The sequence below is a fragment of the Hylemonella sp. P2_B10 genome (assembly GCF_056404875.1).
Genome location: NZ_JBFUDE010000002.1, coordinates 882,291 through 908,288, shown reverse-complemented (window position 1 = coordinate 908,288; position 25,998 = coordinate 882,291). Strand labels below are relative to the sequence as shown.

28 protein-coding genes and 1 tRNA gene are annotated in these 25,998 nt (G+C 65.3%); 11 read left to right on the top strand and 18 right to left on the bottom strand.

The features are described 5' to 3' along the window. The first annotated feature begins 134 nt into the window (after positions 1 to 134). Both AC1DX2_RS12035 and xerD read left to right on the top strand, forming a co-directional pair. On the top strand, positions 135 to 1,097 hold the full coding sequence (locus tag AC1DX2_RS12035; protein WP_477196576.1) for a tripartite tricarboxylate transporter substrate binding protein BugE: 963 nt from the start codon (positions 135 to 137) through the stop codon (positions 1,095 to 1,097). After that, on the top strand, positions 1,097 to 2,002 hold the full coding sequence (gene xerD / locus AC1DX2_RS12030) for a site-specific tyrosine recombinase XerD (RefSeq protein WP_477196575.1): 906 nt from the start codon (positions 1,097 to 1,099) through the stop codon (positions 2,000 to 2,002). The genes AC1DX2_RS12035 and xerD overlap by 1 nt, the downstream gene beginning before the upstream one ends. On the opposite strand, the gene AC1DX2_RS12025 is transcribed toward xerD, so the two are convergent. The 3 genes from AC1DX2_RS12025 to AC1DX2_RS12015 form a co-directional block, all read right to left on the bottom strand. Further along, positions 1,999 to 3,861 (bottom strand): Ig-like domain-containing protein, encoded by a 1,863-nt coding sequence (locus AC1DX2_RS12025; RefSeq protein WP_477196574.1) that lies wholly within the window; start codon positions 3,859 to 3,861, stop codon positions 1,999 to 2,001. The two genes, xerD and AC1DX2_RS12025, sit on opposite strands and share 4 nt — an antisense overlap. Before the next feature lie 173 nt (positions 3,862 to 4,034). After that, positions 4,035 to 4,799 (bottom strand): SDR family NAD(P)-dependent oxidoreductase, encoded by a 765-nt coding sequence (locus tag AC1DX2_RS12020; protein ID WP_477196573.1) that lies wholly within the window; start codon positions 4,797 to 4,799, stop codon positions 4,035 to 4,037. Positions 4,800 to 4,842: 43 nt separating this feature from the next. Continuing rightward, complete coding sequence (locus AC1DX2_RS12015) at positions 4,843 to 6,411, bottom strand: class I adenylate-forming enzyme family protein (protein ID WP_477196572.1); 1,569 nt, start codon at positions 6,409 to 6,411, stop codon at positions 4,843 to 4,845. A gap of 34 nt (positions 6,412 to 6,445) precedes the next feature. On the opposite strand from AC1DX2_RS12015, the gene greB reads away from it, so the two are divergent. Next, positions 6,446 to 7,000, top strand: a complete 555-nt coding sequence (gene greB / locus AC1DX2_RS12010) for a transcription elongation factor GreB (RefSeq protein ID WP_477196571.1) — start codon at positions 6,446 to 6,448, stop codon at positions 6,998 to 7,000. Between the two features lie 310 nt (positions 7,001 to 7,310). Here greB and AC1DX2_RS12005 read toward each other — a convergent pair whose 3' ends face one another. The 4 genes from AC1DX2_RS12005 to AC1DX2_RS11990 all read right to left on the bottom strand — a co-directional run bounded on the left by AC1DX2_RS12005 (position 7,311) and on the right by AC1DX2_RS11990 (position 11,588). Next, complete coding sequence (locus AC1DX2_RS12005) at positions 7,311 to 9,533, bottom strand: RelA/SpoT family protein (RefSeq protein WP_477196677.1); 2,223 nt, start codon at positions 9,531 to 9,533, stop codon at positions 7,311 to 7,313. A gap of 224 nt (positions 9,534 to 9,757) precedes the next feature. Continuing rightward, positions 9,758 to 9,961 (bottom strand): DNA-directed RNA polymerase subunit omega, encoded by a 204-nt coding sequence (gene rpoZ / locus AC1DX2_RS12000; protein ID WP_477196570.1) that lies wholly within the window; start codon positions 9,959 to 9,961, stop codon positions 9,758 to 9,760. 58 nt (positions 9,962 to 10,019) lie between these two features. Continuing rightward, positions 10,020 to 10,640 carry a guanylate kinase gene (gmk, locus tag AC1DX2_RS11995; RefSeq protein WP_477196569.1) on the bottom strand — a complete coding sequence of 207 codons (621 nt, stop codon included), beginning with the start codon at positions 10,638 to 10,640 and terminating at the stop codon, positions 10,020 to 10,022. 30 nt (positions 10,641 to 10,670) lie between these two features. Then, entirely contained in the window at positions 10,671 to 11,588 is a 918-nt protein-coding gene (locus tag AC1DX2_RS11990; protein WP_477196568.1) for a YicC/YloC family endoribonuclease, read from the bottom strand. 75 nt (positions 11,589 to 11,663) lie between these two features. Here AC1DX2_RS11990 and AC1DX2_RS11985 point away from each other — a divergent pair, with 75 nt between their 5' ends. From AC1DX2_RS11985 to AC1DX2_RS11960, 6 genes are all read left to right on the top strand, one after another. Continuing rightward, complete coding sequence (locus AC1DX2_RS11985; RefSeq protein ID WP_477196567.1) at positions 11,664 to 12,674, top strand: serine/threonine protein kinase; 1,011 nt, start codon at positions 11,664 to 11,666, stop codon at positions 12,672 to 12,674. After that, positions 12,671 to 13,588, top strand: a complete 918-nt coding sequence (locus AC1DX2_RS11980; RefSeq protein ID WP_477196566.1) for a PP2C family protein-serine/threonine phosphatase — start codon at positions 12,671 to 12,673, stop codon at positions 13,586 to 13,588. The genes AC1DX2_RS11985 and AC1DX2_RS11980 overlap by 4 nt, the downstream gene beginning before the upstream one ends. A 54-nt stretch (positions 13,589 to 13,642) precedes the next feature. After that, positions 13,643 to 14,374 carry a ribonuclease PH gene (rph, locus tag AC1DX2_RS11975; RefSeq protein WP_477196565.1) on the top strand — a complete coding sequence of 244 codons (732 nt, stop codon included), beginning with the start codon at positions 13,643 to 13,645 and terminating at the stop codon, positions 14,372 to 14,374. A gap of 16 nt (positions 14,375 to 14,390) precedes the next feature. Next, the gene (gene rdgB / locus AC1DX2_RS11970; protein ID WP_477196564.1) at positions 14,391 to 14,993 is read left to right on the top strand and encodes an RdgB/HAM1 family non-canonical purine NTP pyrophosphatase; all 603 of its coding nucleotides are present in this window, start codon (positions 14,391 to 14,393) and stop codon (positions 14,991 to 14,993) included. Further along, a complete protein-coding gene (hemW, locus tag AC1DX2_RS11965) occupies positions 14,993 to 16,228 on the top strand; it encodes a radical SAM family heme chaperone HemW (RefSeq protein ID WP_477196676.1) in 1,236 nt (411 codons plus the stop codon). The genes rdgB and hemW overlap by 1 nt, the downstream gene beginning before the upstream one ends. Positions 16,229 to 16,325: 97 nt before the next feature. After that, positions 16,326 to 16,937 carry a CBS domain-containing protein gene (locus AC1DX2_RS11960; RefSeq protein WP_477196563.1) on the top strand — a complete coding sequence of 204 codons (612 nt, stop codon included), beginning with the start codon at positions 16,326 to 16,328 and terminating at the stop codon, positions 16,935 to 16,937. Positions 16,938 to 16,943: 6 nt separating this feature from the next. Here the strand turns inward: AC1DX2_RS11960 and AC1DX2_RS11955 are convergent, their stop codons facing one another. The 11 genes from AC1DX2_RS11955 to ureE all read right to left on the bottom strand — a co-directional run bounded on the left by AC1DX2_RS11955 (position 16,944) and on the right by ureE (position 25,309). Next, complete coding sequence (locus tag AC1DX2_RS11955; RefSeq protein ID WP_477196562.1) at positions 16,944 to 18,887, bottom strand: M61 family metallopeptidase; 1,944 nt, start codon at positions 18,885 to 18,887, stop codon at positions 16,944 to 16,946. A 74-nt stretch (positions 18,888 to 18,961) separates the two neighbouring features. Beyond that, positions 18,962 to 19,330 carry a hypothetical protein gene (locus tag AC1DX2_RS11950; RefSeq protein ID WP_477196561.1) on the bottom strand — a complete coding sequence of 123 codons (369 nt, stop codon included), beginning with the start codon at positions 19,328 to 19,330 and terminating at the stop codon, positions 18,962 to 18,964. 143 nt (positions 19,331 to 19,473) lie between these two features. Next, positions 19,474 to 20,658 carry a DUF2325 domain-containing protein gene (locus tag AC1DX2_RS11945; protein WP_477196560.1) on the bottom strand — a complete coding sequence of 395 codons (1,185 nt, stop codon included), beginning with the start codon at positions 20,656 to 20,658 and terminating at the stop codon, positions 19,474 to 19,476. A gap of 87 nt (positions 20,659 to 20,745) precedes the next feature. Then, positions 20,746 to 21,474, bottom strand: coding sequence for a class I SAM-dependent methyltransferase (locus AC1DX2_RS11940; RefSeq protein ID WP_477196559.1), 729 nt, complete (start codon positions 21,472 to 21,474; stop codon positions 20,746 to 20,748). A 12-nt stretch (positions 21,475 to 21,486) separates the two neighbouring features. Then, positions 21,487 to 21,945, bottom strand: a complete 459-nt coding sequence (locus AC1DX2_RS11935) for an SRPBCC family protein (protein WP_477196558.1) — start codon at positions 21,943 to 21,945, stop codon at positions 21,487 to 21,489. Next, positions 21,942 to 22,289 (bottom strand): ArsR/SmtB family transcription factor, encoded by a 348-nt coding sequence (locus AC1DX2_RS11930; RefSeq protein WP_477196557.1) that lies wholly within the window; start codon positions 22,287 to 22,289, stop codon positions 21,942 to 21,944. The genes AC1DX2_RS11935 and AC1DX2_RS11930 overlap by 4 nt, the downstream gene beginning before the upstream one ends. Beyond that, the gene (locus tag AC1DX2_RS11925) at positions 22,286 to 22,975 is read right to left on the bottom strand and encodes a glutathione S-transferase family protein (RefSeq protein ID WP_477196556.1); all 690 of its coding nucleotides are present in this window, start codon (positions 22,973 to 22,975) and stop codon (positions 22,286 to 22,288) included. Before AC1DX2_RS11925 ends, AC1DX2_RS11930 begins: the two co-directional genes overlap by 4 nt. A gap of 169 nt (positions 22,976 to 23,144) precedes the next feature. Beyond that, positions 23,145 to 23,234: transfer RNA gene (locus AC1DX2_RS11920), tRNA-Ser, on the bottom strand. A gap of 65 nt (positions 23,235 to 23,299) precedes the next feature. Beyond that, positions 23,300 to 23,959 carry an urease accessory protein UreG gene (gene ureG / locus AC1DX2_RS11915; protein ID WP_477196555.1) on the bottom strand — a complete coding sequence of 220 codons (660 nt, stop codon included), beginning with the start codon at positions 23,957 to 23,959 and terminating at the stop codon, positions 23,300 to 23,302. A 30-nt stretch (positions 23,960 to 23,989) separates the two neighbouring features. After that, positions 23,990 to 24,697, bottom strand: a complete 708-nt coding sequence (locus AC1DX2_RS11910; RefSeq protein ID WP_477196554.1) for an urease accessory protein UreF — start codon at positions 24,695 to 24,697, stop codon at positions 23,990 to 23,992. A 3-nt stretch (positions 24,698 to 24,700) separates the two neighbouring features. Beyond that, positions 24,701 to 25,309, bottom strand: coding sequence for an urease accessory protein UreE (ureE, locus tag AC1DX2_RS11905; RefSeq protein WP_477196553.1), 609 nt, complete (start codon positions 25,307 to 25,309; stop codon positions 24,701 to 24,703). A gap of 74 nt (positions 25,310 to 25,383) precedes the next feature. Here ureE and AC1DX2_RS11900 point away from each other — a divergent pair, with 74 nt between their 5' ends. Then, on the top strand, positions 25,384 to 25,608 hold the full coding sequence (locus tag AC1DX2_RS11900; protein WP_477196552.1) for an AbrB/MazE/SpoVT family DNA-binding domain-containing protein: 225 nt from the start codon (positions 25,384 to 25,386) through the stop codon (positions 25,606 to 25,608). Next, entirely contained in the window at positions 25,605 to 25,997 is a 393-nt protein-coding gene (locus AC1DX2_RS11895; protein ID WP_477196551.1) for a type II toxin-antitoxin system death-on-curing family toxin, read from the top strand. The genes AC1DX2_RS11900 and AC1DX2_RS11895 overlap by 4 nt, the downstream gene beginning before the upstream one ends. Position 25,998 lies beyond the last annotated feature (1 nt).

The window sequence follows — 25,998 nt, the reverse complement described above, 5'->3', positions numbered from 1 at the left end:
CAGCTTGCGGGTTTGCCCTTGGGTAGTATCCGCAGGTTGGCCGGCGTGGCAACGCGCTACCATTGGTGCACGGCAGCATGCCCGTGCCGGGCGTTGGCCCCCTCCATTTCCCCACTTTCAGGAGCATTCACACCATGCGATTGCGTACCCTCTTTGCACTGAGTCTGTTGGCTGCGGCTTGCTCGGCACAGGCGCAGAGCTACCCGAACAAAGTCATCAAGCTGCAAGTGCCGTTCGCGGCCGGCGGCACCACCGACATCGTGGCCCGTGTCATCGCCGAGGGCCTGGGCAAGGCCCTGGGTCAGACCGTGGTGGTGGAGAACAAGGCCGGCGGCGGCGGCGTGGTGGGCGCCTCGGAAACGGCGCACGCTGTGCCCGACGGTTACTCGCTGGGCATGGCCACCGTGTCTACCACGGCGGCCAACCCGGCCATCAACCCCAAGATTCCGTACAACCCGCTGACGGATTTCACGCCCATCATCAACATCGCCGCCACGCCCAACATCATCGCGGTGCATCCCAGCTTCCCGGCCAAGGATTACAAGGCATTCCTGGCCGAGGTGAAGAAGAGCCCCGGCAAATACTCTTACGCCACATCGGGCACCGGCGGCATTGGCCACCTGCAGATGGAGCTGTACAAGAACCTGGCCGGTGTGTTCATCACCCACATTCCCTACCGCGGCGCCGGCCCGGCGCTGAACGACACCGTGGCCGGCCAAGTGCCCATGATCTTTGACAACATGCCCTCGGCCATGCCTTTTGTGCAAGCCGGCCGGCTGGTGCCCATCGTGGTGGCCGCGCCGCAGCGCCTGGCGCAACTACCCAACGTGCCCACGTTCAAGGAAGTGGGGCTGGAAGCTGTGAACCGCATGGCCTTCTACGGCATCTATGGCCCCAAGGGCCTGCCCAAGGAAGTGGTGGACAAGGTCAACGCCGGCGTGCGCAAGGCGCTGGAAGACCCTGCGGTGCGCAAGCGCATCGAGGACACCGGCTCCATCATCGTCGCCAACACGCCCGAGCAGTTCGCCGAGCAGATCAAGGCCGAGTACCAGGTCTACAAGAAAGTGGTGGACACCGCCAAGCTGAAGCTGGAGTGATGGACCAGGAGTCAGCCCGGCGCATCGATGAATTCATCGACGCGCTGTGGCTGGAAGAGGGCCTGTCCAGGAACACGCTGGCGGCCTACCGGCGTGACCTGACGCTGTATGTGCAGTGGCTGGGCCAGCAGGGGCGCGCGCTGCTTGACACGGCCGAGGCCGACATCAACGGCTATTTCGCCGCTCGCCACGCCGCTACCCGGGCCACCACGGCCAACCGGCGGCTGACCGTGCTGAAGCGCTATTTCCGCTGGGCGCTGCGCGAGGGCATGGTGGGTGCCGACCCGACCTTGAAACTGCAGGCCGCCAAGCAGGCGCTGCGCGTGCCCAAGACGCTGAGCGAGGCCCAGGTGGAGGCGTTGCTGGCCGCGCCCGACGTGGCCACCCCCTTGGGCCTGCGCGACCACGCGATGCTGGAGCTGATGTACGCCAGCGGCCTGCGCGTCAGCGAGCTGGTGACGCTGAAGGTGTTCAACGTCAGCATGAGCGAGCATGTGCTGCGGGTGTTCGGCAAGGGCGGCAAAGAGCGGCTGATCCCCTTTGGCGAAGTGGCCAGTGTCTGGCTGCGCCAGTACCTGGCCGAGGCGCGGCCCGAGTTGCTAGGCCCGAAGCAAACCGACGACCTGTTCATCACCTATCGTGGCAAGAATGCGGGCAGCGCGATGACGCGGGTGATGTTCTGGATGATCGTGAAGAAATACGCGCAGCAGGCCGGCATCACGGTGCCCCTGTCCCCCCACACGCTGCGCCACGCCTTCGCCACCCATCTGCTGAACCACGGCGCCGACCTGCGCGCGGTGCAGATGCTGCTGGGCCATGCGGACATATCCACCACCACCATCTACACCCACGTGGCGCGCGAGCGGCTGAAGGCGCTGCATGCGCAGCACCATCCAAGAGGTTAGACCAGGTATTCCAGCCCGCTCTGCACCAAGCCCGTAAGCCCCACGTGCGTCTGATTGGCTGTTGACAAGGCCATGTTGGCCATCCACTGTGCCTGGGTGATGCTGCCAGCATTCAGCGGCGCCAGCAGGCTGGCCAATGTGGCGGCGTCGGGCGCGTTGCCATAGACATTGGTGTAGACCAGCTTGACGATGGCCGCGTTGTCGCTGCCGCCGGCGATGGCCTGCATGATGCCGGTGGCAAACAGCAGCGTGGTGCCGTCCAGCGCCGAGGCGCCGCTGTCGAAATACTTCAGGAAGGTGCCGGCCCAGTCCTTCTGGCGCGGGAAAAAACTGCCCAGCGTGGCGGCCATCACCAGCACCGTCTTGCCGGCGGCCTGCGTGGCGGCGAGGTCGAAGGCCACGCCCTGGTTGGAGAACAGCAGGCGCTCCACATTGGTCAGGCTGTCGCTGCCCTCGCCCCCGCTGCCCGCTGCGCGTTGGTCCGCCAGGGTGTACACCGGCGCCGCGCCGCTGACATTGGCGCTGAGCTTGTAGTCGCTGAACTTGCCGCTGTACTGCGCGGTGTCGAAGCCTGCGCCGCCGTCCAGCGTGTCGTTGCCACCCAGGCCCTTGAGCATGTTGTTGCCGTCGTTGCCGCTCAGCACATTGTTCAGGTCGTTGCCGGTGCCTGAAAGGTTGCCGGCGGCGGTGGCGATGGACAGGTTTTCGACGAAGTTGCCCAGCGTGTAGTTGATGCTGGCGATCACCTTGTCCACCGAGCGGCCCAGGTCGCCGCGCGGGTCGGCCAGCTGCGAGGCGTTGGAATTTGTTTCTATCACCAGGTCGCCAGCATCCTCCACGTAATAGATGTCGCCGCCAGCGCCACCCGCCATGGTGTCGTTGCCAGCGCCGCCAATCAGCGTGTCGTCACCCGCGCCGGCGTCCAGGTTGTCGTTGCCGGTGCCGCCGTCCAGCACGTTGTCGCCGGCACTGCCGATCAGCTTGTCGTTGCCGGCGCCGCCGATCAGCGTGTCGTTGCCGGGGCCGGCGGTCAGCGTGTCGTCACTGTCCGTGCCCTGTTGCACCGGGCCGCCGTTGGCGCCCACGGTGGTGAAGTGGTATTGCGGGTTGCCGGTGAAGGCGTTGCCCGACAGGTCGGTTACCGCGCCGGGTGTCACTTCCACCGTGTAGCTGCTGCTGTAGCCTAGGGTGGCGCTGGGCTGTATCACCAGCGTGCTGCCGGCCACCACCAGGTGGCTGTTGTTGGCGGTGCTGAAGGTCTCGACGACCTTGCCCGTGGCGTCTTTCAGCGTGATGGTGCCGCTGCCCAGCTTCACCGATTCGCTGAACAGGATGGCGATGGTGGTGTCCACCGGCACGCCGACCAGGCCGTCGCCCGGCACGAAGTACAGCACGGTGGGCGGTGTGGTGTCGGGCGCAGTGCCGCCTTTCAACTGGTCGGCGGTGAAGTAGCCATCAATGAACAGGAACTGCTCCACGTTGCTCACCAGGTCGGTGCCATCGCGTTGCCCGGTCTTGTCCACCAAGGTGAAGGTGTTGGTGGCGCTGTTGTAGGTGATGGTGTAGTCGGAGCGCGGGTTGATGTAGAAGGCGGTGTCATTGCCGGTGCCGCCGTCCAGCGTGTCATTGCCCGCGTAGCCATAAAGCGTGTCGTTGCCGGCGCCGCCGTCCATGGAATCATTGCCGCCGGCGTCATACAGGATGTCGTCGCCGGCGCCGCCCAGCAGCGTGTCGTTGCCCAGCAGGCCGTACAGATAGTCGTTGCCGCCCAGGCCGTCTATCAGGTTGTCGCCGGTGGGATTGGTGGTGGGGTAGAGAACGTCGTCGCCGGGTGTGCCGGTCAGGGTGGTTACAGGCATGGTCTTTTCCGTTGCAAGCGGGGCTCAGGGCGCCCGGTGTGATGGAGCAGCCTCGTGACAGCAAGGCCAGCGCCAATATACTGCCACCGCGCGCGGGCGGGTGTGCAAATTGTCACACCCAGCCCGTATTTCGTCGCCTGGCCGTGGGTGGCCATGCCTTGGTCAGCCCTTGCTCAGCCCTTTGTCAGGCGCAGGCCAGCGTCCACCAGCAGCACCTCGCCCGTGGTCTTGTGGGCGCTGGCACCCAGGTACCAAGCGGTTTCGGCAATGTCTTCGGGCTGCATCACGTCTTCCAGCGCGGCCCGGCCGGTGTAGGCTTGGCGGGAAGCGGCGTAACGTTCCGCGCCCAGGCCTTGCTGCAGCCAGGGTGTTTCCACCAGGCCGGGAGCGATGGCGTTGACGCGCACCTCCGGGCCCAGCGCGCGCGCCAGACCTGCGGTCAGCGCGTTCAAGGCGCCCTTGGACGCCATGTAGGCCAGCGACGAGCCCATACCCATGGAGCCTGCTATCGACGAGATGTTGACCACCGCGCTGCCAGGGTGCTTTTTCAACAGTGGCACGAACGCCCGTGTCATCTGGTAGGTGCCCACTACATTGACGCCGTAGATCTTGTGAAAGTCCTCAGCCGTAAGGCCATCCAGATCCTTCAGGCCGACGAACTTGGTGGTGCCGGCGTTGTTGACCAGCACGTCGGCGCGGCCCCAGCGCGCCTGCACTTCGGCGGCCAGGCGCAGGCAGTCGTCGTTGCTGGCGATGTCGGCCTTGCTGAGCAGCACATCCGCGCCCAGCGCACGGCATTCGTCCGCCACAACCTGGGCCGGTGCCGGGTCGCGCGAGTAGTTGACGACCACATTCCAGCCGTTCCTGGCATACAGCCGGGCGGTGGCCGCGCCTATGCCGGATGAGGAACCGGTGGTGACGCAGACTTTTCGGTCCATGGGGGTCTCCTGTTGAATGGGGGGAGAAAAGCTGCCTGCGTGTTCAGTCCAGCACGCCGACGTCTTGAACGAATTGGTCGCGCAGTTCGCGCTTCAACACCTTGCCAATCGGGCTGCGCGGCAACTCATCCACCAGCAGCAGCCGGGCCAGGCGCTGCGTCTTGCCAACCTGCGCATTGACCCATTGCAGCAGCTCGGCGCCGTCCACCCGGTGGCCGGGCTGCAGCACCACGTAGGCTACCGGTGTCTCGCCCCATTGGGTGGATGGGACGCCCACCACCGCCGCCTCCAGCAACTCGGTGCGCTGGCGCAGCAGCGCTTCCAGGTCGCTGGGGTAGATGTTGAAGCCGCCGGAGATGATCATGTCCTTCTTGCGGTCAAACAGCGTCAGGAAGCCGTCGGCGTCAAAACGGCCGATGTCGCCGGTGCGTATGAAACGCTTGCCCGTGGGGTCAAACCACTCGGCCTCGCGCGTCTTCTGCGGCTGGCGGTGGTAGCCGTTCATCATGCCGGGCGAGTGGCCCACCACCTCACCGGCCTCGCCGGCTGGCACTTCGTGTCCCTGGTCGTCGATCAGGCGTATGTCATGCCCTTCGGCCGGCTGGCCCACGGTGTGCAGCTTGTCGGGAAAGTTGTGCGCCTCCAGGATGCAGGTGCCACCGCCCTCGGTCATGCCGTAAAACTCCACCAGGCCGCCCGGCCAGCGCTTCAGCACGTCGGCTTTCAGCGCCGCGCCGAAAGGCGCGCTGGTGGAGAACTTGGCCTGGTAGCTGGAGAGATCGAAATCGTCAAAGTTGGGCACTGCCATCAGCCGCTGGTACTGCACCGGCACCAGCATGGTGTGCGTCACGCGGTGTTGTTGCGCCAGTTGCAGGTAAGCGGTGGCGTTGAATTTGGGCATCAGCAGCACGCTGCCGCCAAAGCTCAGCGTGGGGAAGAACACCACCAGCGTGGTGTTGGAATACAGCGGCGTGGACAGCAGCGTGACAGTGTCCGGGCTGTAGTTGTAGTTGGCGCCCCGGCGCACATGGCTCCAGCGCATGCCGTGCGGCTGCACGATGCCCTTGGGCTCGCCGGTGGTGCCGGAGGAATAGATGATGTTGAACGGCGCCGAGGGCTGCAGCACCACTGGTTGCGGTTGCCGGCCGGCGGGTGCCAGCCAGTCTTGCAGCGCCATGCCGCAGCCACTGCCGTCCAATGCGATGCGTGCTGGTTCGCCGTCTTGCGCCGGCCCCAGCGGTGCCACGCTGGCGGCGTCGGTGAACAACAGCCGCGCCTCGGCGTCTTTCATCATGCGGCGCAAGCTGTCGGGTGTGGAACCGGGCGCCAGCGGCGCCACCACCACGCCGGTACGCAGCGCGCCCAGGAACACGGCGGCGTAGGCAATGCCCATGCCAGCGCAGATGGCAATGGCGTCGCCCGGCTGCAGCCCGTCGCGCTGCAGCGCGCAGGCCACCCGGTCCATCTGCACATCCAGCTCGCCATAGCTGAGCTCGGGCGGGTGGCCCTGCGGCACAGCTTCCATCAGCGCGCGGCGCTGCGGCGCACGGGCCGCGTGCTGGCGAATCAGGTCTGCGATCAGGCCGAAGTCTTGCGAAGTCCAGTCGTTCATGGTGGTTTCATCATAATGGTGGGAACGGGACACCATGAACAAAGCTTTCACCAAAGAGACAGACGCGCCGGACGACGACGACGGCCCCCAACTGCCCGCGCTGCCGGCCAACGGCAAGAACTACATCACGCCCCAGGGCTACGCGCGGCTGCGCGCCGAGCTGATGGAGCTGATGGACGTGGAGCGGCCCAAGGTGGTGGAGATCGTGCACTGGGCAGCCAGCAATGGCGACCGCTCGGAAAACGGCGACTACATCTACGGCAAAAAGCGCCTGCGCGAGATCGACCGCCGCATCCGCTTCCTGACCAAGCGCCTGGAAATCGCCGAGGTGACCGACCCCAGCCTGCACCACGGCAACGACCAGGTGTTCTTCGGCGCCACCGTGACCTATGCCGACAACGACGGTCGCGAGACCACCGTGACCATCCTGGGCATAGACGAGGCCGACAGCGCCCAGGGCCAGGTCAGCTGGGTGTCGCCCATCGCCCGCACGCTGTTGAAGGCCCGCGAAGGGGATGTGCTGAACCTGGTGACGCCAGTGAAAGTCGAGGAGATCGAGGTGCTGCGCGTGGCTTATCCATCACCCTAGCTTCCTGAACCACGATGCCTAGTTTGCAAGGATCAGGCCGCCACGGCACTCCGCTCCGCGGCTGTCCCCCGGCCCTTCGGGCCTCCTCCTAGATGCCGCTGCGCAGAGTGCCATGACGACCTGATCCTGCGGGTTGGTGTGCGGGTGTTCTGCATTCAAGCGTGCGCGTGCCAATTGACCCGATGTCGCTGGGGCGCGTGACGTAGCGAAATCAAGGAGGAGGGCCGYAGGCCCGGGGGACATTCGCGGAGTCACGCGCACCAGCGGCGTCGGTAGCCAGCGAATCAGGCCAGTAGAGTTGGTGGAGGGACTAGCTGGAAGCGACCCGAGTGCGCCGCGCCCGCAATACAGAAGGCGTGCGTTTCAGGTTCTTCAGCGCGGTATCCAGATGCGCCTTGTCGCGCACGGCGATGACGAAGCGCAGGTCCGTGGCTTCCTGGGCTTCTTCGTTGCCCATGTCGATGTGGATGATGTCGGCCTCGGCCGAGGCCAGCGCGGCGGCCACGCGGGCCAGCACGCCCTTGCCGTTGTTCACCGTCACCAGCACACCGGTCTCGAACAGGCGCACCGGCTCGTCCGACCAATCCACGGCGATGAAGCGCTCGGCGTCCTTGTGCAGCAGCTTCTTGGCCACCGGGCAATCGGCAATGTGCACCATCAGGCCTTCGCCACGGCCCAGGTAGCCCACGATGGCGTCGCCCGGCACCGCGCGGCAGCACTGGGCGAACTGCACCGAGGCGTTTTCGCTGCCGTCCAGCGTCACCGCCCCTTGCGACAGCGTGGCGTCCGGGCTGGTGAAGCGCTCGCGCGTCAGCAGCAGGGCGTCGGGCTTCTCGCCGGCCTCGGCCAGCAGCGACACCAGCCGCTTGGCCACGATGCCGGCAATGCGCTTGCCCAACCCAATGTCCACCAGCAGCTCGCCACGGCCCTTGTTGCCGGTGAAGCGCAGCAGCCGCTCCCACAGTTCGCGCCCGACCTCGTCGCCGCTGCTGGGCAGCCGGTCTATGCCCTCGGCGCGCAGCGCCTGCAGCAGCAGGCGCTCGCCCAGGTTTTCAGACTCGGTCTGCGCCATCGTCTTCAGGTGGTGGCGTATCTTGGAGCGCGCCCGCCCGGTGCGCACAAAGCTCAGCCAGCCGGGGTTGGGGGTGGATTCGGGCGAGGTGATGACCTCCACCACGTCGCCGTTCTTCAGCTCGCTGCGCAGCGGCACCTGCTCGCCATTGATGCGCGCGGCGGTGGTGCGGTCGCCCACGCTGCTGTGGATGGCATAGGCAAAGTCCACCACCGTGGCGCCGCGCGGCATGGCCATGATCTGGCTCTTGGGCGTGAACACGTAGACGGCGTCGGGGAACAGGTCCACCTTCACGTGGTCCCAGAACTCGGTGGCGTCGCGGGTTTCGTTCTGGATGTCCAGCAGCGACTGCAGCCACTTGGTGCCCAGCCGGTCGGAGGTGGCGCCGGAGGGGTCCTTGGCCTTGTACAGCCAGTGCGCGGCCACGCCGCTCTCTGCCACCACGTGCATCGCCTCGGTGCGGGTCTGGAATTCGACGTTCACCCCCGATGGCCCCACCAGCGTGGTGTGCAGCGACTGGTAGCCGTTGAGCTTGGGAATGGCGATGTGGTCCTTGAACTTGCCCGGCAGCGGGTTGTACAGCTGGTGCAGCACGCCCAGGGCGGTGTAGCAGTCCAGCACCTGGGGCACCAGCACGCGAAAGCCGTAGATGTCCAGCACCTGGGCAAAGCTCAGGTGTTTGTCGCGCATCTTGCGGTAGATCGAATACAGCGACTTCTCGCGCCCGTACAGGCGCACGGGCACCTTGGTGTCGGCAAAGGCCGCTTCCACCTCGCGCTGCACCTTCTGGATCAGGTCGCGGCGGCGGCTGCGCGCCTTGCCCACCGCCTTGGTCAGGATGCTGTAGCGCCACGGCGACAGGTGGGCAAAGGCCAGGTCCTGCAGCTCGCGGTAGGTCTGGTTCAGGCCCAGCCGGTGGGCGATGGGGGCGTAGATTTCCAGCGTTTCGCTGGAGATGCGTGCCCACTTGTCCTTGGGCGCGTCCGACAGCGTGCGCATGTTGTGCGAACGGTCGGCCAGCTTGACCAGGATGACGCGCACGTCGCGCGCCATCGCCAGCAGCATCTTGCGGAAGGACTCGGCCTGGTTCTCCTCGCGCGTGGTGAACTGCAGCTTGTCCAGCTTGGTCAGGCCGTCCACCAGCTCGGCCACCGAGGAGCCGAAGCGCTCTATCAGCTCGGGCTTGGTGACGCCGCAGTCTTCGATGGCGTCGTGCAGCAGCGCGGCCATCAGCGCCTGGGCGTCCAGCTTCCATTCGGCGCACTGGGCGGCCACGGCGATGGGGTGGGTGATGTAGGGCTCGCCGCTGTTGCGCAACTGGCCCAGGTGCGCCTCGTCGGCGAACTTGTAGGCCTGGCGCACCTGCTCCAGGTCGCTGGGCGACAGGTAGTCCAGCCTGGCCGTCAGCGCGGCAAAGCTGGCGGCTGCCGCATTGGCCGCCGCCGGGCTGGGCGCACCCATGGTCTGGCCGTGCGTGGGCTGGGCCTTGCGGGTGGGGGCGGGGTTCAGCGTGGTGCTCACCCCTGGAATATAGCTCGGTGGGCTTTTCTTGCGGAAAGGGCCGGGTAATTCTCCTAGGGCGCCTTTGGCGCTGTCCAGAGCGCCTTCGGCGCGGGCCACCAACAAAAAAGCACCCCGCAGGGTGCTTTTGAGTCAGAAAACCGGTGAAAACCAATGAAACTGGCTTACAGCGGCACTTTCTTCAGCATTTCGATGCCCACCTTGCCGGCGGCGATTTCACGCAGCGCGGTCACGCCGGGCTTGTTCTTGCTCTCGATCTTGGCCGTGTGGCCCTGGCTCAGCATGCGGGCACGGTAGGTGGCCGCCAGCACCAGCTGGAAGCGGTTGGGGATGTGTTGCAGGCAGTCTTCAACGGTGATGCGGGCCATGGTCAGGAGTGCTCCGGAAGGAAAAATCGAACGAACGGGCGGTGTCAGAGGCAGTGGGTCAGACGATGTTCAGTGCCTTGAACACATCGGCACGCGCGCGGCGCTGTGCCGATAACTTCAACCGCTGGGCGTGAGCGATAGCTTTCAAGTCGAACAACGCGCGGTCAAATAACTCGTTGATTATAACGAAATCGAATTTGTCGATCTGCGCCATCTCCTCGGCGGCGTTTTTCAGGCGCAATTCAATCACCTCGGGCGAGTCCTCGCCGCGGCGCTGCAGCCGGCCGCGCAGCTCTTCCCAACTGGGCGGCAGGATGAAGATGGTGATGGCGTTGGCGAACACGTTCTTGATCTGCACCGCGCCCTGGAAGTCGATTTCCAGCACCACGTCACCCCCTTGGGCGACGCGCTCCTGAATGGCCTTGCGCGAGGTGCCGTAGCGGTTGCCGTGCACATGGGCCCACTCGACAAAGCCGTCGGCGGCGACCATGGCGTCGAATTCGGCGTTGGAGACGAAGAAATACTCCCGCCCGTCCTTTTCCTGGCCGCGCGGCGCGCGCGTGGTGTGCGACACCGAGGGCTGCACATGCGAGTCCAGCTCCAACAACGCCTTGACCAGGCTGGATTTGCCGGCCCCGCTGGGGGCTGCGACGACGAACAGGTTTCCGGGGTAGTCCATAAACGGGGCTGGGGGTGGCTGGCGTAGCCGCTATTCTAGATTCTGCACCTGCTCCCGCATCTGCTCGATCAGCACCTTCATGTCCACCGAAATGTGCGTCAGCTCCAGCGCGGCGGACTTGGAGCCCAGCGTGTTGGCTTCGCGGTGTAACTCCTGTATCAAAAAGTCCAGCCGTTTGCCCACTTCGCCGCCTTTTTTCAGCAGCCGCTCGATTTCTTCCAGGTGCGAGTCCAGCCGGGTGATCTCCTCGGCCACATCGATCCGGATGGCAAAGGCAGTGGCCTCGGTCAGCGCACGGTCCTGGGCTGATTCGGGGGTGGCCGCGCCTTCGCCCAGCGCCATGGCCTCTTTCCAGCGCTCCACGAAGCGATTGCGCTGTTGCTCCACCAGCTTGGGCACCAGCGGCACGGCTTGCCCGGCCAGCGCGCGCAGCTGAGCGGTGCGCTCCAGCAGCATGGTGACCAGGCGGGCACCTTCGCGCTCGCGCGCCTTCAGCAATTGCGCCAGCGCCTGTTCGGCCAGCGCGGCCACGGGTTGGCTCCAGTCACGGTTCGTGGTCTGCTCGGCACTGGACAGGCGCAGCACGTCGGCCACGCTCAAGGGGGTGGCTGCCGGCATCCAGGCCCTGACGCTGTCTTGCAGCGTGTTGAGTCGCTGCAGCAGCCGGGTGGACGGCTCGGGCACGGCGTGGGCGTTGGCGGTCTCGATGGTGGCGCGCACCTCCACCTTGCCGCGCTTGAGCTTGGCGATCAGCAGTTCGCGCAGCGCGGGCTCGTGCTGGCGCAGCTCTTCGGGCAGGCGAAAGGCCAGGTCCAGGAAGCGGCTGTTGACAGAGCGGATTTCCAGGCCCAGCTGGCTGGGCGGCGCGCCGCGTGTGTCGGCTTCGGGGGCGGCATCGGCCGTGCTGTGCTGGGCACTGGCGTAGCCGGTCATGCTGTAAACTGGCATGGAGACTTTGGGTTGCAAAAAACGTCCCAAGAATAACCCGGTTCACCCCCCTCAGCCGCAGGCACATTCCAAAATATGTCGAAGGTCAAACCCGCTCCCCTGCCGCCGGACACCGTCATCGGCGGCTACCGCATCGTCCGCAAGGTGGCTGCCGGCGGTTTCGGCGTGGTTTACCTGGCGCTGGATTCGGAAGGCCAGCAGGTGGCGGTGAAGGAATACCTGCCGTCTTCACTGGCCACGCGCGCGCCCGGCGAGCTGCTGCCGCAGGTGCCGTCCGAGAAGCTGTCGCTGTACCGGCTGGGGCTGAAGAGCTTCTTTGAAGAAGGGCGCTCGCTGGCGCAGATCTCCCACCCCTCGGTGGTCAGCGTGATGAACTTCTTCCGCGAGAACGAGACCGTCTACATGGTGATGAACTACCTGGAGGGCGCCGCCCTGCAGGACTTCATCATCACCGCGCGCGACCTGAAGCAGGCCAAGGTGTTCCGCGAGTCCACCATACGCTCTTTGTTCGACGAGATCCTGCGCGGCCTGCGCATCGTGCACCAGCACAAGATGCTGCACCTGGACATCAAGCCGGCCAACATCTTCATCACCGACGACAACAAGTCGGTGCTGATCGACTTCGGCGCCGCTCGCGAGGTGCTGAGCAAAGAGGGCAATTTCATCCGCCCCATGTACACCCCTGGCTTTGCCGCGCCCGAAATGTACCGGCGCGACTCCTCCATGGGCCCGTGGACCGACATCTACGCCATCGGTGCCTGCATGTACGCCTGCATGCAGGGCTACCCGCCCAACGAGGCGCCGCAGCGGCTGGAGAAAGACCGCATCGCCATCGCCCTGTCGCGCCTGCGCGGCATTTATTCGGACAACCTGATTGAAGTGGTGGAGTGGTGCATGGCGCTGGACCCGCTGTCGCGCCCGCAGTCGGTGTTTGCGCTGCAAAAGGAGCTCAGCCGCGAGGGCGAACGCCGCTACACCAAGCTGTCGGTCGGCGAGAAGGTGCGCATGCAGTTTGACACCATGGTCACCGACACCAAGAAGAACGTCAAAGGGGTGGTGACCAACATCGGGGCCAAGCCGAAATGAAGTTCTCGGTGTTCCAGGTCAGCCGCAGGGGCGGGCGCGAGAAGAACGAAGACCGCATGGGCTACTGCTACACGCGCGATTCGTGCATCCTGCTGCTGGCCGACGGCATGGGCGGCCACCCCGAGGGTGAAGTCGCCGCGCAGGTGGCCCTGCAGACCATGTCGGCGTTCTACCAGAAGGAAGCCAAGCTGGGCATCGTTGACGTGCCGGCCTTCCTGACGGCTGCCGTGCTGGCGGCGCACCGCCAGATCCTGCGCTATGCCATCGACAAGGGCATGATGGACACGCCGCGCACCACCGTGGTGGCCGCGCTGGTGCAGGACGGCGCCGCCACCTGGGCGCACTGCGGCGATTCGCGCCTGTACCTGATTCGCGGCACCGAGATGCTGACGCGCACGCGCGACCACTCCTACATGGAGCAAAAGCACATGACCGCCGCCGCCATGGCGCACCCTGCCATACGCGCCAACCGCAACATCCTGTTCACCTGCCTGGGCTCGCCCACCAAGCCGGTGTTCGACATTTCAGAAACCACGCCGTTGCAGCAGGGTGACAAGCTGATGCTGTGCTCGGACGGGCTGTGGAGCAACCTGCCCGATGACGTCATCACCCACGAGCTGGGCAGCCGCCCGGTGGCCGATGGCGTGCCCGAGATCGTGGAGCAGGCGTTGGTCAAGGGCGGGCGCACCAGCGACAACGTCACCGTGATCGCGCTGGAGTGGGAAACGCCCGACGGCTTCGAAACCACCCGCGCCAGCATCTCCACCGACACCATCAGCGACGGCGTGTTTGCCTCTACCGTGCAGGCCGGCTGGCTGGACCCCAACGAGGGCGACCTGGACGACGACGCCATCGAGCGCTCGATTGCCGAGATCAACGAAGCCATACGCCGTTCCGCCGCAAAACGTTCCTGACAACGGTGCCGGCGCGCCAGCGCCGGCTTTTCCTCCAATTTCTTAAGGTTTGACATGAGTGAATTTGTCCGAAGCGGCGGCCGTGCCGCTGACCAGTTGCGGCCGGTAACCATCACGCGCCGCTACACCATGCACGCCGAAGGCTCGGTGCTGATCGCCTTTGGCAACACCAAGGTGCTGTGCACCGCGTCGGTGGAGGAGAAAGTGCCGCCGCACAAGCGCGGCAGCGGCGAGGGCTGGGTCACCGCCGAATACGGCATGCTGCCGCGCGCCACCCACACCCGCAGCGACCGCGAGGCCGCGCGCGGCAAGCAAAGCGGGCGCACGCAGGAGATCCAGCGCCTGATAGGCCGTTCGCTGCGCAGCGTGTTTGACCTGGCCAAGCTGGGCGAGCGCACCATTCACCTGGATTGCGACGTGCTGCAGGCCGATGGCGGCACCCGCACCGCCGCCATCACCGGTGCCTTTGTCGCAGCGCAAGACGCGGTCAACGGCTTGCTGGCTTCGGCTAAGCTGACCGCCACGCCCATCCTCGGGCCGGTGGCTGCCATCTCGGTGGGCATCGTGCAGGGCACGCCGCTGCTGGACCTGGAATACACCGAAGACTCGGCCTGCGACACCGACATGAACGTGGTGATGACCGGTGCCGGCCACTATGTGGAAGTGCAGGGCACCGCCGAAGGCGTGGCCTTCACCAGGGCCGAGATGGACAAGCTGTTGGCGCTGGCCGAGAAGGGCATTGGCGAGTTGGTGCAGGCACAGGCCCGGGCGCTGAAAGAAGCTTGAGACCAGGGTGCGTGCCGTGAAGAAGATCGTGCTGGCCTCCAACAACCCCGGCAAGCTGCTGGAGCTGCAGGCCATGCTGGCGCCGCTGGGCCTGGAACTGGTGCGCCAGGGGGAGCTGGGCATCCCCGAGGCGCCTGAGCCCTTTCACACCTTTGTGGAAAACGCGCTGACCAAGGCGCGCCACGCGGCCAAATTGAGTGGCCTGCCGGCACTGGCCGACGATGCCGGCATCTGTGTGGACGCCTTTGGCGGCCTGCCCGGTGTGCAGACCGCCTACTACGCCACCCAGTTCGGCTACCCCAAGAGTGACGACAACAATGTGGTGGCGCTGCTGGAGCAGATGGCGGCGCTGGACAACCGCCGCGCCGCCATGGTCAGCACGCTGGTGGCGGTGCGCAGCGAGCTGGACCCCGAGCCGCTGATCGCGGTGGGCCGCGTCAGCGGCGAGATCAGCCGCGAGCCGCTGGGCAGCAACGGCTTCGGTTTCGACCCGGTGATGTTCATCCCTGAATTTGGCAAGACCTTCGCCCAGTTGCCGGTGGAGGTGAAAAACGCCAACAGCCACCGCGGTCGCGCCGCCCGCCAGATGGTTGAGTTGATGCGGGAGCGCTGGTTGTGATTCCGCTGCACAGCGAGCCGGCTACTGGCGCGGCGCCGGTGATCCAGGACATCCAGCACTACCTGCGGCCCGGCGCCCTGCAACTGTCATCGCTGCCACCTCTGTCGCTGTACGTGCACCTGCCCTGGTGCCTGAAGAAGTGTCCGTACTGCGACTTCAACTCGCACGAGATGGCGGACCGTGGTGCCCTGCCCGAGGCGCGCTACCTGGACGCACTGATGGCCGACCTGGAGGCCGCGTTGCCACTGGTGTGGGGGCGCACCATCCACAGCGTGTTCATCGGTGGCGGCACACCCAGCCTGTTTTCACCCGAGTCCATCGACCGGCTGATCAGCGACCTGCGCTCGCGCCTGCGGCTGGAGGCGCGCTGCGAGATCACGCTGGAGGCCAACCCCGGCACCTTCGAGCGGGACCGTTTCAAGGCCTTCCGCGCGGCCGGTGTCACTCGCCTGTCGGTGGGTGTGCAAAGCTTCAACGACGCGCACCTGTTGGCACTGGGCCGCGTGCACGACCGCGCGCAGGCGCTGGCGGCGGTAGAGGAAGCGGCCCATGCCTTTGACACCTTCAACCTGGACATCATGTACGCGCTGCCGGGCCAGACGCTGCAAGACCTGGAGACGGATGTGCGCACAGCCTTGCAGTTCGCGCCGCCGCACATCTCCATCTACCACCTGACGCTGGAGCCCAACACCTACTTCGCCAAGTACCCGCCAGCGCTGCCCGACGACGACAGCGCCTACCAGATGATGGACCGCATCACCGAGCTGACCGGTGAGGCCGGGCTGGAGCGCTACGAGGTGTCGGCCTACGCCCGGCGCGGCCACCGCTGCACCCACAACCTGAACTACTGGGGCTTTGGCGACTACCTGGGGATTGGCGCCGGCGCACACAGCAAACTCAGCTTTGCCCACCGCGTGATGCGCCAGGTGCGCAAGCGCGAGCCGCGCCTGTACATGGACAGCGCGCTGGCCGGCCAGCCGCTGGCGCTGGAGAACGAGGTGGGCCGCGACGAGCTGCCGTTCGAGTTCATGCTGAACGCGCTGCGGCTGAAAGAGGGCTTTGCCCTGCAGGATTTCTTCGAGCGCACCGGCCTGGCGCTTACCGCCATCCAGAAACCGCTGGAAGAGGCCGAGCGCAAGGGGCTGATCGCGCGCGATTTCCAGCGCGTGTGGCCGACGGACAAGGGGTTCGACTTCCTCAGCGATTTGCAGGGCCTGTTTCTTCCCGCTAGCTGAAGCCGACTTGCCCCCTCCGGCGGCGCATGTCGCCTTGCTCGACAAGGCCGGCTCCGATACCATGGGTTGGTAAACCTCCGAAGGAGCGCGTCCCCTCATGGCTGAGCTGAAGGTGAATTCGGTCACGCCGGTGCAACCCACCGAGCGCACGGTGGGCGTGCCGGAGATCGCCTTCAGCGCCGCCGACACCGGCCTGCCACAACAGCCGCCGCCCGTGACCGTGCGCGACGAGGCTTTGCACGCTTACGCGCAGGTGCAAAAGCCCGAGGGGCGCCACCGGCTGACCCGGGTGGACGAGCTGATGACCCGCGAAGTGGTGACGCTGCCGCTGGCCATGACCATCATCGAAGCCTGGCAGACGCTGGCTCAGCGCGGCGTGGGCCAGGCGCCGGTGGTCAATGAGCGCAATGTGCTGGTTGGCCTGTTGACGCGTGCCGACCTGTTGCAGGCCGAGCGCCTGCCGTCGCCCGAGGCCAGCGCGCTGGTGTGGCGCGCTTTCTTGCAGCAGGGGGTGGGCGACATCATGCTGGCGCCGGTGCCCACCGTGGCACCCGACACCGACATACGCCGCGTGGCCCGCAGGCTTCTGGACGCCGGGCTGCCGGGGCTACCCGTAGTGGACGAGCATGGACAGCTGCAGGGCTTCATCTCGCGCGCCGACATCCTGCGCGCGGTGGTGATGGAGCCGCCCCTCGATCTCTGGGGCTAGGCCTGGTTACTTTGCCGACAGCAGCGGCGTCAGCCCGTCGGGCTTGTCCGCCACGCGCTCCAGCTTGGGGTAGCGCACACCGTCGCGGTAGTCGATTCTGAACGTGCGGTAGCGGTTCTCGTACTTCACCAGCAGTTCCACGCCGCTGCCGTCCCGGGCTTTGGCGATGGCCTCGCGCAGCAGTTCAGGCTTGTAGGCAAAACCGTTGACGGCCAGCAACTGCATGGACGCCGTCATACCGGCCTTGAAGGCCGGGCCGCCCCATTGCAGGCTGGTCAGCTTGGCATCGCGGTCCAGGCTGAAGCCCAGCGAGTAGGCGAAATCAGTGCTGCGCCGCGTCACTTCCTGGGCTTTGGCCCATTCGCTTTGCTTGTCGGTGAAGACCAGCTTCCAGCCGTTGCGCGTGATGCCGTCCAGCAGGTTGGCGTTGCTGTGGCCGTCCACGCGCTGGCTGAGAAAGGCTGCCCAGTCGTGCGGCGCCACCGCGTTCAGCGCCTTCACGTAGTCGGCTAAGGTGTAGGTCAGCGTTGTCACGCGTCCATCTTCCACGCCGAAGAAGGCGCGGGCCACGTCGTCCAGGCTCCTGACGCCCTGGGTCAGCTCGCGGATTTTGCTGTCGGCGTCCAGCCAGATCATCTGGCCTTCGAAATAGTATTCCTCGCGACGCTGCCAGTCCGGCCAGTCGAGCAGCGCGCGCTGGCTGATGATGGGCTCGTTGGTGGTGTCCTGCAGGTTGCGCCAGGCGCGGCCGGCGCGCGCGTGCAGGCCGGCGGCAGTGGCGGCCAGTTCGTCCAGCGAATCGGCCAGCGGCACCAAGCCGGAACGGCCGGCCAGCACCCAGCCCCAGTACTGCGTCTGGCCTTCATAAATCCACAGCAGGCTGCCCTGCATGGGCACGTTGTAGTTGGGCGTGTACAGGTCGGCCGGGCGGCGGTACTTGCCGTTCCACGAATGCGACATTTCATGCGGCAACAGGCCGTGCGCGCCGGTACTCTTCTTCCATTCGGTGAAGTAACCAGGGCCGACGCCGTTCTCGCTGGATTCGGAGTGCTCCAGGCCAATGCCGGAGAAGTTCTCGCTCAGCGCCAGCAGGAACTCATAGCGCGCAAAGTGTCGCGACGCGAACACCTTGTCAGCCTGCCGCACAAGTTGCTTGTGCCACTCAATCTGCTCTGGCGTGGCCTCCAGGCTGGCAGGGCTGTCCGCAAACAGGTTCAGGTACACCGGCGCCTTGCCGGGCGTGGTGTCCAGCTCGATGCGGCGCGTGTACTTGCCGGCCCACATGGGCGAATCCACCAGACGCTCCAGGCTCAGCGGCTTGAAGGCGATCACGTCGCCGTCCCGCTGCGCCACATCCAGTGCGCTGGCGGTCTGCCAGCCGGTGGGCACACGCACGTTGGCCTGCACCTGGATGCCACTGACGGCATGACCGGCCGGGTACAGGGCCACGGTGTTCCATTGCAGGCCCACGATTTCCTGCGTCATCACCACGCGGCCGTTGCCAGTGGTCAACGGCGACAGGAACTGGTAGCTGATGTTCAGCACACTTGCACCGGCCGGTATGTCCAGCTGGAAGGCATGGGTGTCCAGTGTGTCGCGCTTCCATGCCAACGGCTGGCCGTTGGCACTGATCTGCAACCCAGCCAGCTTGTTGACGGGGCCGCCGGGTTGGTGGCTGCCGGCCAGCCAGCGCGGGTACAGCAGCGTCAACGGGCCCGGCTTCACCGGCAGGGTTTCGCGCACCTGCATCACGCGGTGGTCCAAGTCGGTCAGGTCCACCTCCAGCTTCAACGTGCCGGGGTAGGCCACGTCCCTCGGGGCGGGTATGGCGCGCGGTGACGTGGGGATGTCGTGGGCTGGCGCGGTGCCGCAGCACAGGGCCAGGGCAGCGGCCAGCAGGACAGGAATTCGACGATGGGAAGAGTGAAGGGAGGCTGGCAGCAGGCGCATATCTATTTTGTATACAAAATGTAAAGCGACGAAAAAAAGCCAACCGGATCGCGGTTGGCTTTCTGGGAAAGGGGTCAGCGCAGGTTGAACGGGTTCATCTTGGGCGCGTCGCCGACGAACTTTTCGTCGTGCAGCGTGGCCAGGCTCATCAGCGCGGAAGACACAGCCGGGCGGAAGCCCACGCGGGCCCGGCCGATGCCGTCGCCGCCGCTCATGATCAGGTTGGCGATGTAGTCACCGCATTCCTGGTGGCCCCAGATGGACGAGATGGTGGCGGAGATGCGCGGGTGGTACTGGGCGATCACGTTCAATGCCAATTCGTACTGCGCCGGCGCAGGCATTTCGTGCAGCCCCATAGGCCGGGTCTTGGAGTCTTGCTCAAAGTCCGGGAACAGGTTGCCGCTGCGCGTGTCCGGCGGTTTGTTGGGGTTGTCAGGCGTCATAAGGTGCACGGCAAGCGTGCTGATAGCAATACCAGGATTTTAGGCTATCCATCTGCAGCGTGCTTCCTGATTTGCACCGACTTGTGACAGTGTGGCGTTCGACCTACGCCAGGCCTGCGCCAGCGCCTACGCGTGGGGCAGGTTCAGGTGGCCATTTGCGCCAGGCCGCGCGCCAGCGAACTGGCGCTGGGATTCTCCACAAACACGCAGCGCTTGCCGGTGCGCTTGCAAAAGTCTTTCACCCGCCAATAGGCGTTGTGGCTGATGCAACCGGCCTGGCACACCACCAGGTCGGCAGCGGCCAGGCTGGCGTCCAGCGCGTTGGCGCTGTCTTCCAGCCCGCCGTCGTGGTGCATGAAGCGGCCGCCCACCCGCTCCACCACATCGCGGTAGCTGGCCAGGCTGCCACTGCGCCCGCCTACGCACAGCACCGTCTTCTCCCCCAGGTGCAGGCGAATGGGGGCGCTGTGCGCGGGCAGGCTGGGCTGTTGCGCGGCTTGCGGCGTGGGCCTTGCGGCCTGCGTCTCACGCTCCTTGTCGGCCGCTGCAAGCCGTTGGCGCAGTTCGGTGTTGTGCTGCTCCAGATCGGCCTGGCGTGCCGTCGATTGCTCCAATTTTTGTAGCATGCGCTGTTGGGCGTCGAGTTCCGGCACCGCAGCCTTCAGGCGCGCCATCTCCTGCGCCACGGCACTGAGCTGCGCGTCCTTGCCCTGGCATTCGGCGCGCAGCGCTATCAACTGCAAATGCGCCTGCTCCAGCTCGCGCGCCTTGTCGCCCAGCAGGCGGGTGCTGCGCTCCTGCACCTTGGCCAGTTCGCGCGTCAGCACGCCGTTCTCCAGCAGCAGGGCGTTGAAGCGGCTGATGTCCACCCGCACGCTGGCGCCGGCCTGGTGCTGCAGCATGTGCAGGTCGCGGCACAGCAGTTCCTGCAAGGCCGTGTCGCAACGTGGGTGGCTCAGCGCGGCCCAGAAGGCGCCGGCCACGTCGCCGCTGGCGACCGCCTGTGTCCAAAGTTCGGCCACGGCAGCGGCGCTCTTGGCCGGGCGAAAGGCCAGCAGCTCGCGCGCATAGCGCCTGTCCAGCTCGTCTTGCAGCAGCTCGCTCAAGCGGTTGCGGCGCACGCATTCGGCCACCGCGCCAACGTGGATCTCGTAGTCATCTGCCAGTGCATGGCCGCCCATCGCCTTGCCCACCAGCCGGCGCAGGCCGTCCAGCGGCAGGCACACGCCCACCACCGGGCAGTGGCAGTGGTGCGGCATGTCCCACAGGCGGCGCCGGCGGGAACCGCAAGGGGTGGAAGACGGGTCCGGGGTGTGACAGGTGTGCATGGCTCAAATAGTAAATGAGAATCATTCTCATTTAAACACAAAAGCCTGTTTATTTCCAGCCGGCCGGACTGCTGCCAATGATGCAGGCTACCCAGCCGGCTTTTGCCACTCCATGATGTGGAAGTAAGGTACCCGGCGGTACTGTTGGGCCTTGACCGGGTCGCCGCCCTGCGGCTCGGGTTCGGCGAAGTGGGTCAGCACCAGCCCATGCGCCAGAAAGGCCGCCATGTAGGTGCTCAGCGGGCGGTGCCAGTTGCGTATGCGCATGCCGCGCCACACCGACCAGTGCGCCTTCTCTTCCAGGTAGTGGTCGATGCAGAAGCGCCGCTGGCCATCGGCCCAGGTGATCCAGCTGCGCGGCAGGCCTGCGGTGTTGAAGCTGGTCAGGTTGGCCAGCAGCAGCGTGCCGCCGGGGCGCAGCGTGGCCACCATGTTGGCAATGGCGGGTTGCAGGTGCTCGATGTCGATCAACGACAGGTAACTGACCACCAGGTCGAAGCTGCCGGCTTCCAGCACCATGGCCTCGGCGGTGGTCTGCAGATAGTCGCCCTCAGGCTCCAGCTCGCGAGCGCGCGCCAGCAATGCGGCGGTGGGGTCGACGCCCACGGTGGCGATGCCCTGCGCGCGCAGCAGGCGACAAAACCGCCCCTCGCCGCAACCCACATCCAATGCGCGGCGAAAGCCACGGCCCTGCACGCGTGCCAGCATCGGTGCGTCCAGCACGTACTGGCGGCCGTAGTCGCCGTGCTCGCCCATCTCGGTCAGCCAGGCGGGGGCCGAACTGTTCCAGCCGTTGGGGTCGTCAGAGGATTGCATGCAGCAGCGCTTTCAGTGTTGTGACAGGTACAGGCCGAGCTGGTCCAGGCCCTCCTGCGTGCCGTGCAGGCGCTGGGAACGGTCTTCATGGCCGTTCATGTAGGCGAGTTGCTCGGTGTACACCATGCGCGTGCCGTTGCCGCTGGCAAAAAATTCGACCGTGACCAGTGATGCGGACAACGGCCGGCCGTCCACTTGCAGCGAGTAGGCAAACACGATGCGCTGCGCGGGCGCTATGTCGAGGAAGAATTTCTCCACCTGCTGCACGCGTCGGTCTGGATAGGTCACCTGGTGCGTTTCGCGCCCCAGCGGCCGAAAGTCCAGTTGGTAGAGCGTGGTGTGTTCCGGATGGCAGTCGGACCAGGCGCGTTTGGCGGCCGGATCGGCCCAGGCGCGGAACACCGCTTCGGGTGCAGCGGCATAGTTGCGCTCGATGACGAAATCGGTGTGCGTGCTGGAAACAGGGGTCATGGCGTGTTGTCTTTGTGTTCGGCCAGGTAGGCGGCCAGGCGGTCAAACTGCGCATTCAATTGCGCCTTGTGCGCCGCGAGCCAGGCGTCCATGGCGCCAAAGGCCTGGGGAGCGATCTGATAGGTGCGCACGCGCCCGGCCTTGCGCGAGGCGACGAAGCCGCCTTGCTGCAGCACGGCCAGGTGCTTGACGGCTGAAGGCAGCGCCATGTCGAGTGGCCCTGCCAGCTCAGACACCGATGCCGGTCCGCGGCTCAGCAGATCCAGCATGCCGCGGCGTTGCGTGTCAGCCAATGCAAAGAACATGCGGTCCAACTGCTCGGCTTCGACGCTGGTCAGCCTCATTGATCCGCCGGATCCAAAAATCGCTTGGACAAACCAGCGCGCCCAGGGTAGTACTTGAAGTAGGGCCGTGCGTGGTCAATGGTACGTGCTACGGGCGGGTGGTCCATCAGGCGGTCGAAGTAGTTTGTCAGATGGCGGTACTGTTGCGGCACCGGCATGTACGTCACTGCATAGAACAGGGCCGGCGCGGCGGCGCAGTCGGCCATGCTGAAGGCGTTGCCGGCCGCCCAGGTTCTGCCTTCGAGGTGTCGGTCGATGAGCGCGTAGGCCGAGGCCAGGCCCTCCTGTGCCTTGGCCACGCCATAGGCGTCGCGGTCGGCTTGTGGCCGCAGGATGTTGGCGGTGAAGGCCTGCATGGGCGTCATCACGTAGAGGTCAAACAGGCGGTCCCACAAGCGCACCTCCAGTGCCGCGTCCAGCTCTTGCGGGATCAGGGCGTGGCCGGGGCGCGCATGGTGCTGCTGCAAGTACTCGATGATGATGCTGGTTTCCGCGATCGCTCGCCCCTGGTCCACCAGCAGTGGCATTTTGCCCAAGGGCCACATGGCCAAGTAGGCCGAACGCTCGTGCGGGTCGCCCAGGTTCAGCAGGCGTTTGTCAACGGCCAGTTCCAGCGTATCCAGCGCAATCAGCACTTTCTGACAATAGGAGGACAGCGGGTGGTAGTGCAGTGTCAGTGCGGTCATGCCTGTATCAATGGTTTCTAATTTTAGAAACTATAGGCGTGGCGACATCCCGCGTCAAGTCGCGTCAGCCGAATAATCCAGTCAACTGGAGGTATTCACGTGCGAGCCGTTGGCAGATAACGTCGCACGCGAAAAGAAAACGGCCCCATCAAGGGGCCGTTTCTTTGTCTGGCGGAAGCTGTGAGATTCGAACTCACGGATGTCGTAAAACATCGCCGGTTTTCAAGACCGGTGCCTTAAACCGCTCGGCCAAGCTTCCTGTCTGGGGGATTACCTCGACAGCGCGAGGCGGCGCTATTTTACGCTGAAGCTTTGCGCGGTCGCTCAAGCCGCCTGCAGCATCCCCTTGGTCTCGATGAATGCAATCACCTGGTCCAGGCCGGTGAGGGTCTTCAGGTTGGTCATCACAAAGGGTTTCAACTGGCCGTTGGCGGGCGTGCGCATGCGCACGGTGTCGCTGCGCATCACCTCCAGGTTGGCGCCCACGTAGGGGGCCAGGTCGGTCTTGTTGATGACGAACAGGTCGCTCTTGGTGATGCCGGGGCCGCCCTTGCGTGGGATTTTCTCGCCGGCGGCGACGTCGATCACGTAGATGGTCAGGTCGCTGAGCTCGGGGCTGAAGGTGGCGGCCAGGTTGTCGCCGCCGCTTTCGATGAATACCACGTCGGCATTCGGAAAGTCTTCCAGCATGCGGTCTATGGCTTCCAGGTTGATGGAGGCGTCCTCGCGGATGGCGGTGTGTGGGCAGCCGCCGGTTTCCACGCCCATGATGCGTTCGGCCGGCAGCGCGCCGCTGATGGTCAGCAGGCGCTGGTCTTCCTTGGTGTAGATGTCGTTGGTGACGGCCACCAGGTCGTACTTGTCGCGCATGCCCTTGCACAGCATTTCCAGCAGGGTGGTCTTGCCCGAACCCACGGGGCCGCCTATGCCCACGCGCAGCGGCGGCAGTTTCTTGGTGCGGTTGGCGATCTGGTGCAGGCTCATGGTGGTGACTTCAATCAAGGACGGAAAAGTTCAGGACCGGAACAACCGGGAATATTGGGTCTCATGCCGCGCCGACAGGATGGCCAGCATGGGCGAGAAGGCCTGGCGTTCGCTGTCTTGCAGACCGATGGCGTGGTCCACGGCAGCAGGAATCTCGTCAGCCAGCCGCGCCAGGATACGCTGGCCGGCGCTTTGCCCCAGAGGCACGGATTTGATGGCGGCCTGCATCATGTTCTCGGCCCAGCCGAAGGCATAGGCCAGCAGGCACTCACGCAGGCTGGCCTGGGTGATGGCGGTGGCCAGCGCAAAAGCCACCGGGTAAGTGGCGCGCATGGCTGTTGCGGCTTGCAGCACGTCGGCCGGCGTGGCCGGGTGGTTGCGCAGCCAATCCAGCAGCGAGCGGCCCATCTGCTCGGTTTGCATGCGCAGCTCGTTGGTCTCGCGGGTCTGCAGCACCCAGTCGTTCAACTCGGCGACATGCGCACAGTCGCCGCGGCGCCAGGCCGGCACCGCCTTGGCCAGCACCGCCAGGTCGCCGCGTGCCTGCGTCAGGTGCAATTGGTCCGACAGCCAGTCGGCTGCGCCGGCTTCGGTGGCGCAGCCGGTCTTTTCTTCCACCCAGGCTTCCAGGCCTTCGGAATACGAGAAACCGCCCACCGGCAGCGCTGGCGAGGCCAGCATCATCAGCTGCAACAGGCTTGCCGCTGGCAACGGCTGGGCAGGGCGGGCAGAGCGCATCAGTCAGTGCTTGTGCGAGTGGCCATGGTGCTCGTGGTCGTGGCCATAGTCATCGGCGTGATCGTGCGCGTGCTGCTCGTGGCCGTGCGCCTCATGCCCGTGATCGTGATCGTGATCGTGTCCATGGTCATGGTGTGCATGCGCATGGCCATGCCCGCCTGCGCTGTAGGCGCCGCCTTCGGGCTCGAAGGCCTCATTGACTTCGCGCACGATCAGGTGCATGGCGCGCAGCATGTCGGCCAGCACGTGGTCGGGCTCTATCTTCAGGTGGTCGGGCTTCAGTTCAATAGGCACATGGCGGTTGCCCAGGTGGTAGGCGGCGCGCAACAGGTCAAACGGCGTGCCGTGTTCGCTGCAATGTGTGATGCGCAGCACCGCCTGGGGTGCCGCCAGCACGCGGATCAGCGAGCCGTCTTCACCCACCAGCACGTCGCCGCCGCGCACCACATTGCCGCGCGGCAGGAACACGCCCAGTTGGCGGCCAGCCGAATCAACGGCGTCAAAGCGGCTTTTCTGGCGCACGTCCCAGTCCAGCTCCACTGTGTGGGCACGTTTCAGCAGCACAGGGGCCAGGCCATGGCCGCCGGCTAACAGTTTGGAGACTTGCAGCATATGAATTGATGTGAGTTGCGTTGAAACTACTTCAGTCGGATAATATAACAATTGTTATAACTCGGGTGGACAGCATGGCTGCTTTGAAGCTTACGCAGATCGGTAATTCAGTGGGCGTGATTCTGCCCAAGGAAGTATTGGCCCGCCTGAAACTGGAAAAAGGAGACACTGTCTTTCTGACCGACGTGGCGCATGGGGTGACCTTGACACCTTACGACCCCGATCTTGAAGAACAATTGAAAGCAGGCCGCGAATTCATGCGAGAGTACCGCGATACCTTCCACCAACTTGCCAAATGAGTTCGTGGAGGTGGATCAATCGCAGGGCTGTGCTGCTGCTGCACGATGAGAGCCTGGCCGAGCACGGTGGTGCGGCGGGTTTGAGGGATGCGGGCCTGCTCGATTCTGCCCTGGCGCGCCCTCAGAATTTGCTGGCCTATGGCGAGCCTGACGTGGCGGATCTTGCCGCAGCTTATGGTTACGGGCTGGCGCAGAACCACCCCTTCGTGGATGGCAACAAGCGCGCTGCTTTTTTGGCCGTGGGTTTGTTCTTGGCCATCAACGGCCAGCGTTTGCAAGTGAGCCAAGCCGAAGCCACGCTGACTGTGCTTGAATTGGCTGCGGGCGGGTTGGAAGAGACCGAATTCGCGGCCTGGATACGCGCGCATCTGGCTCCTCGTTCCGAATAGT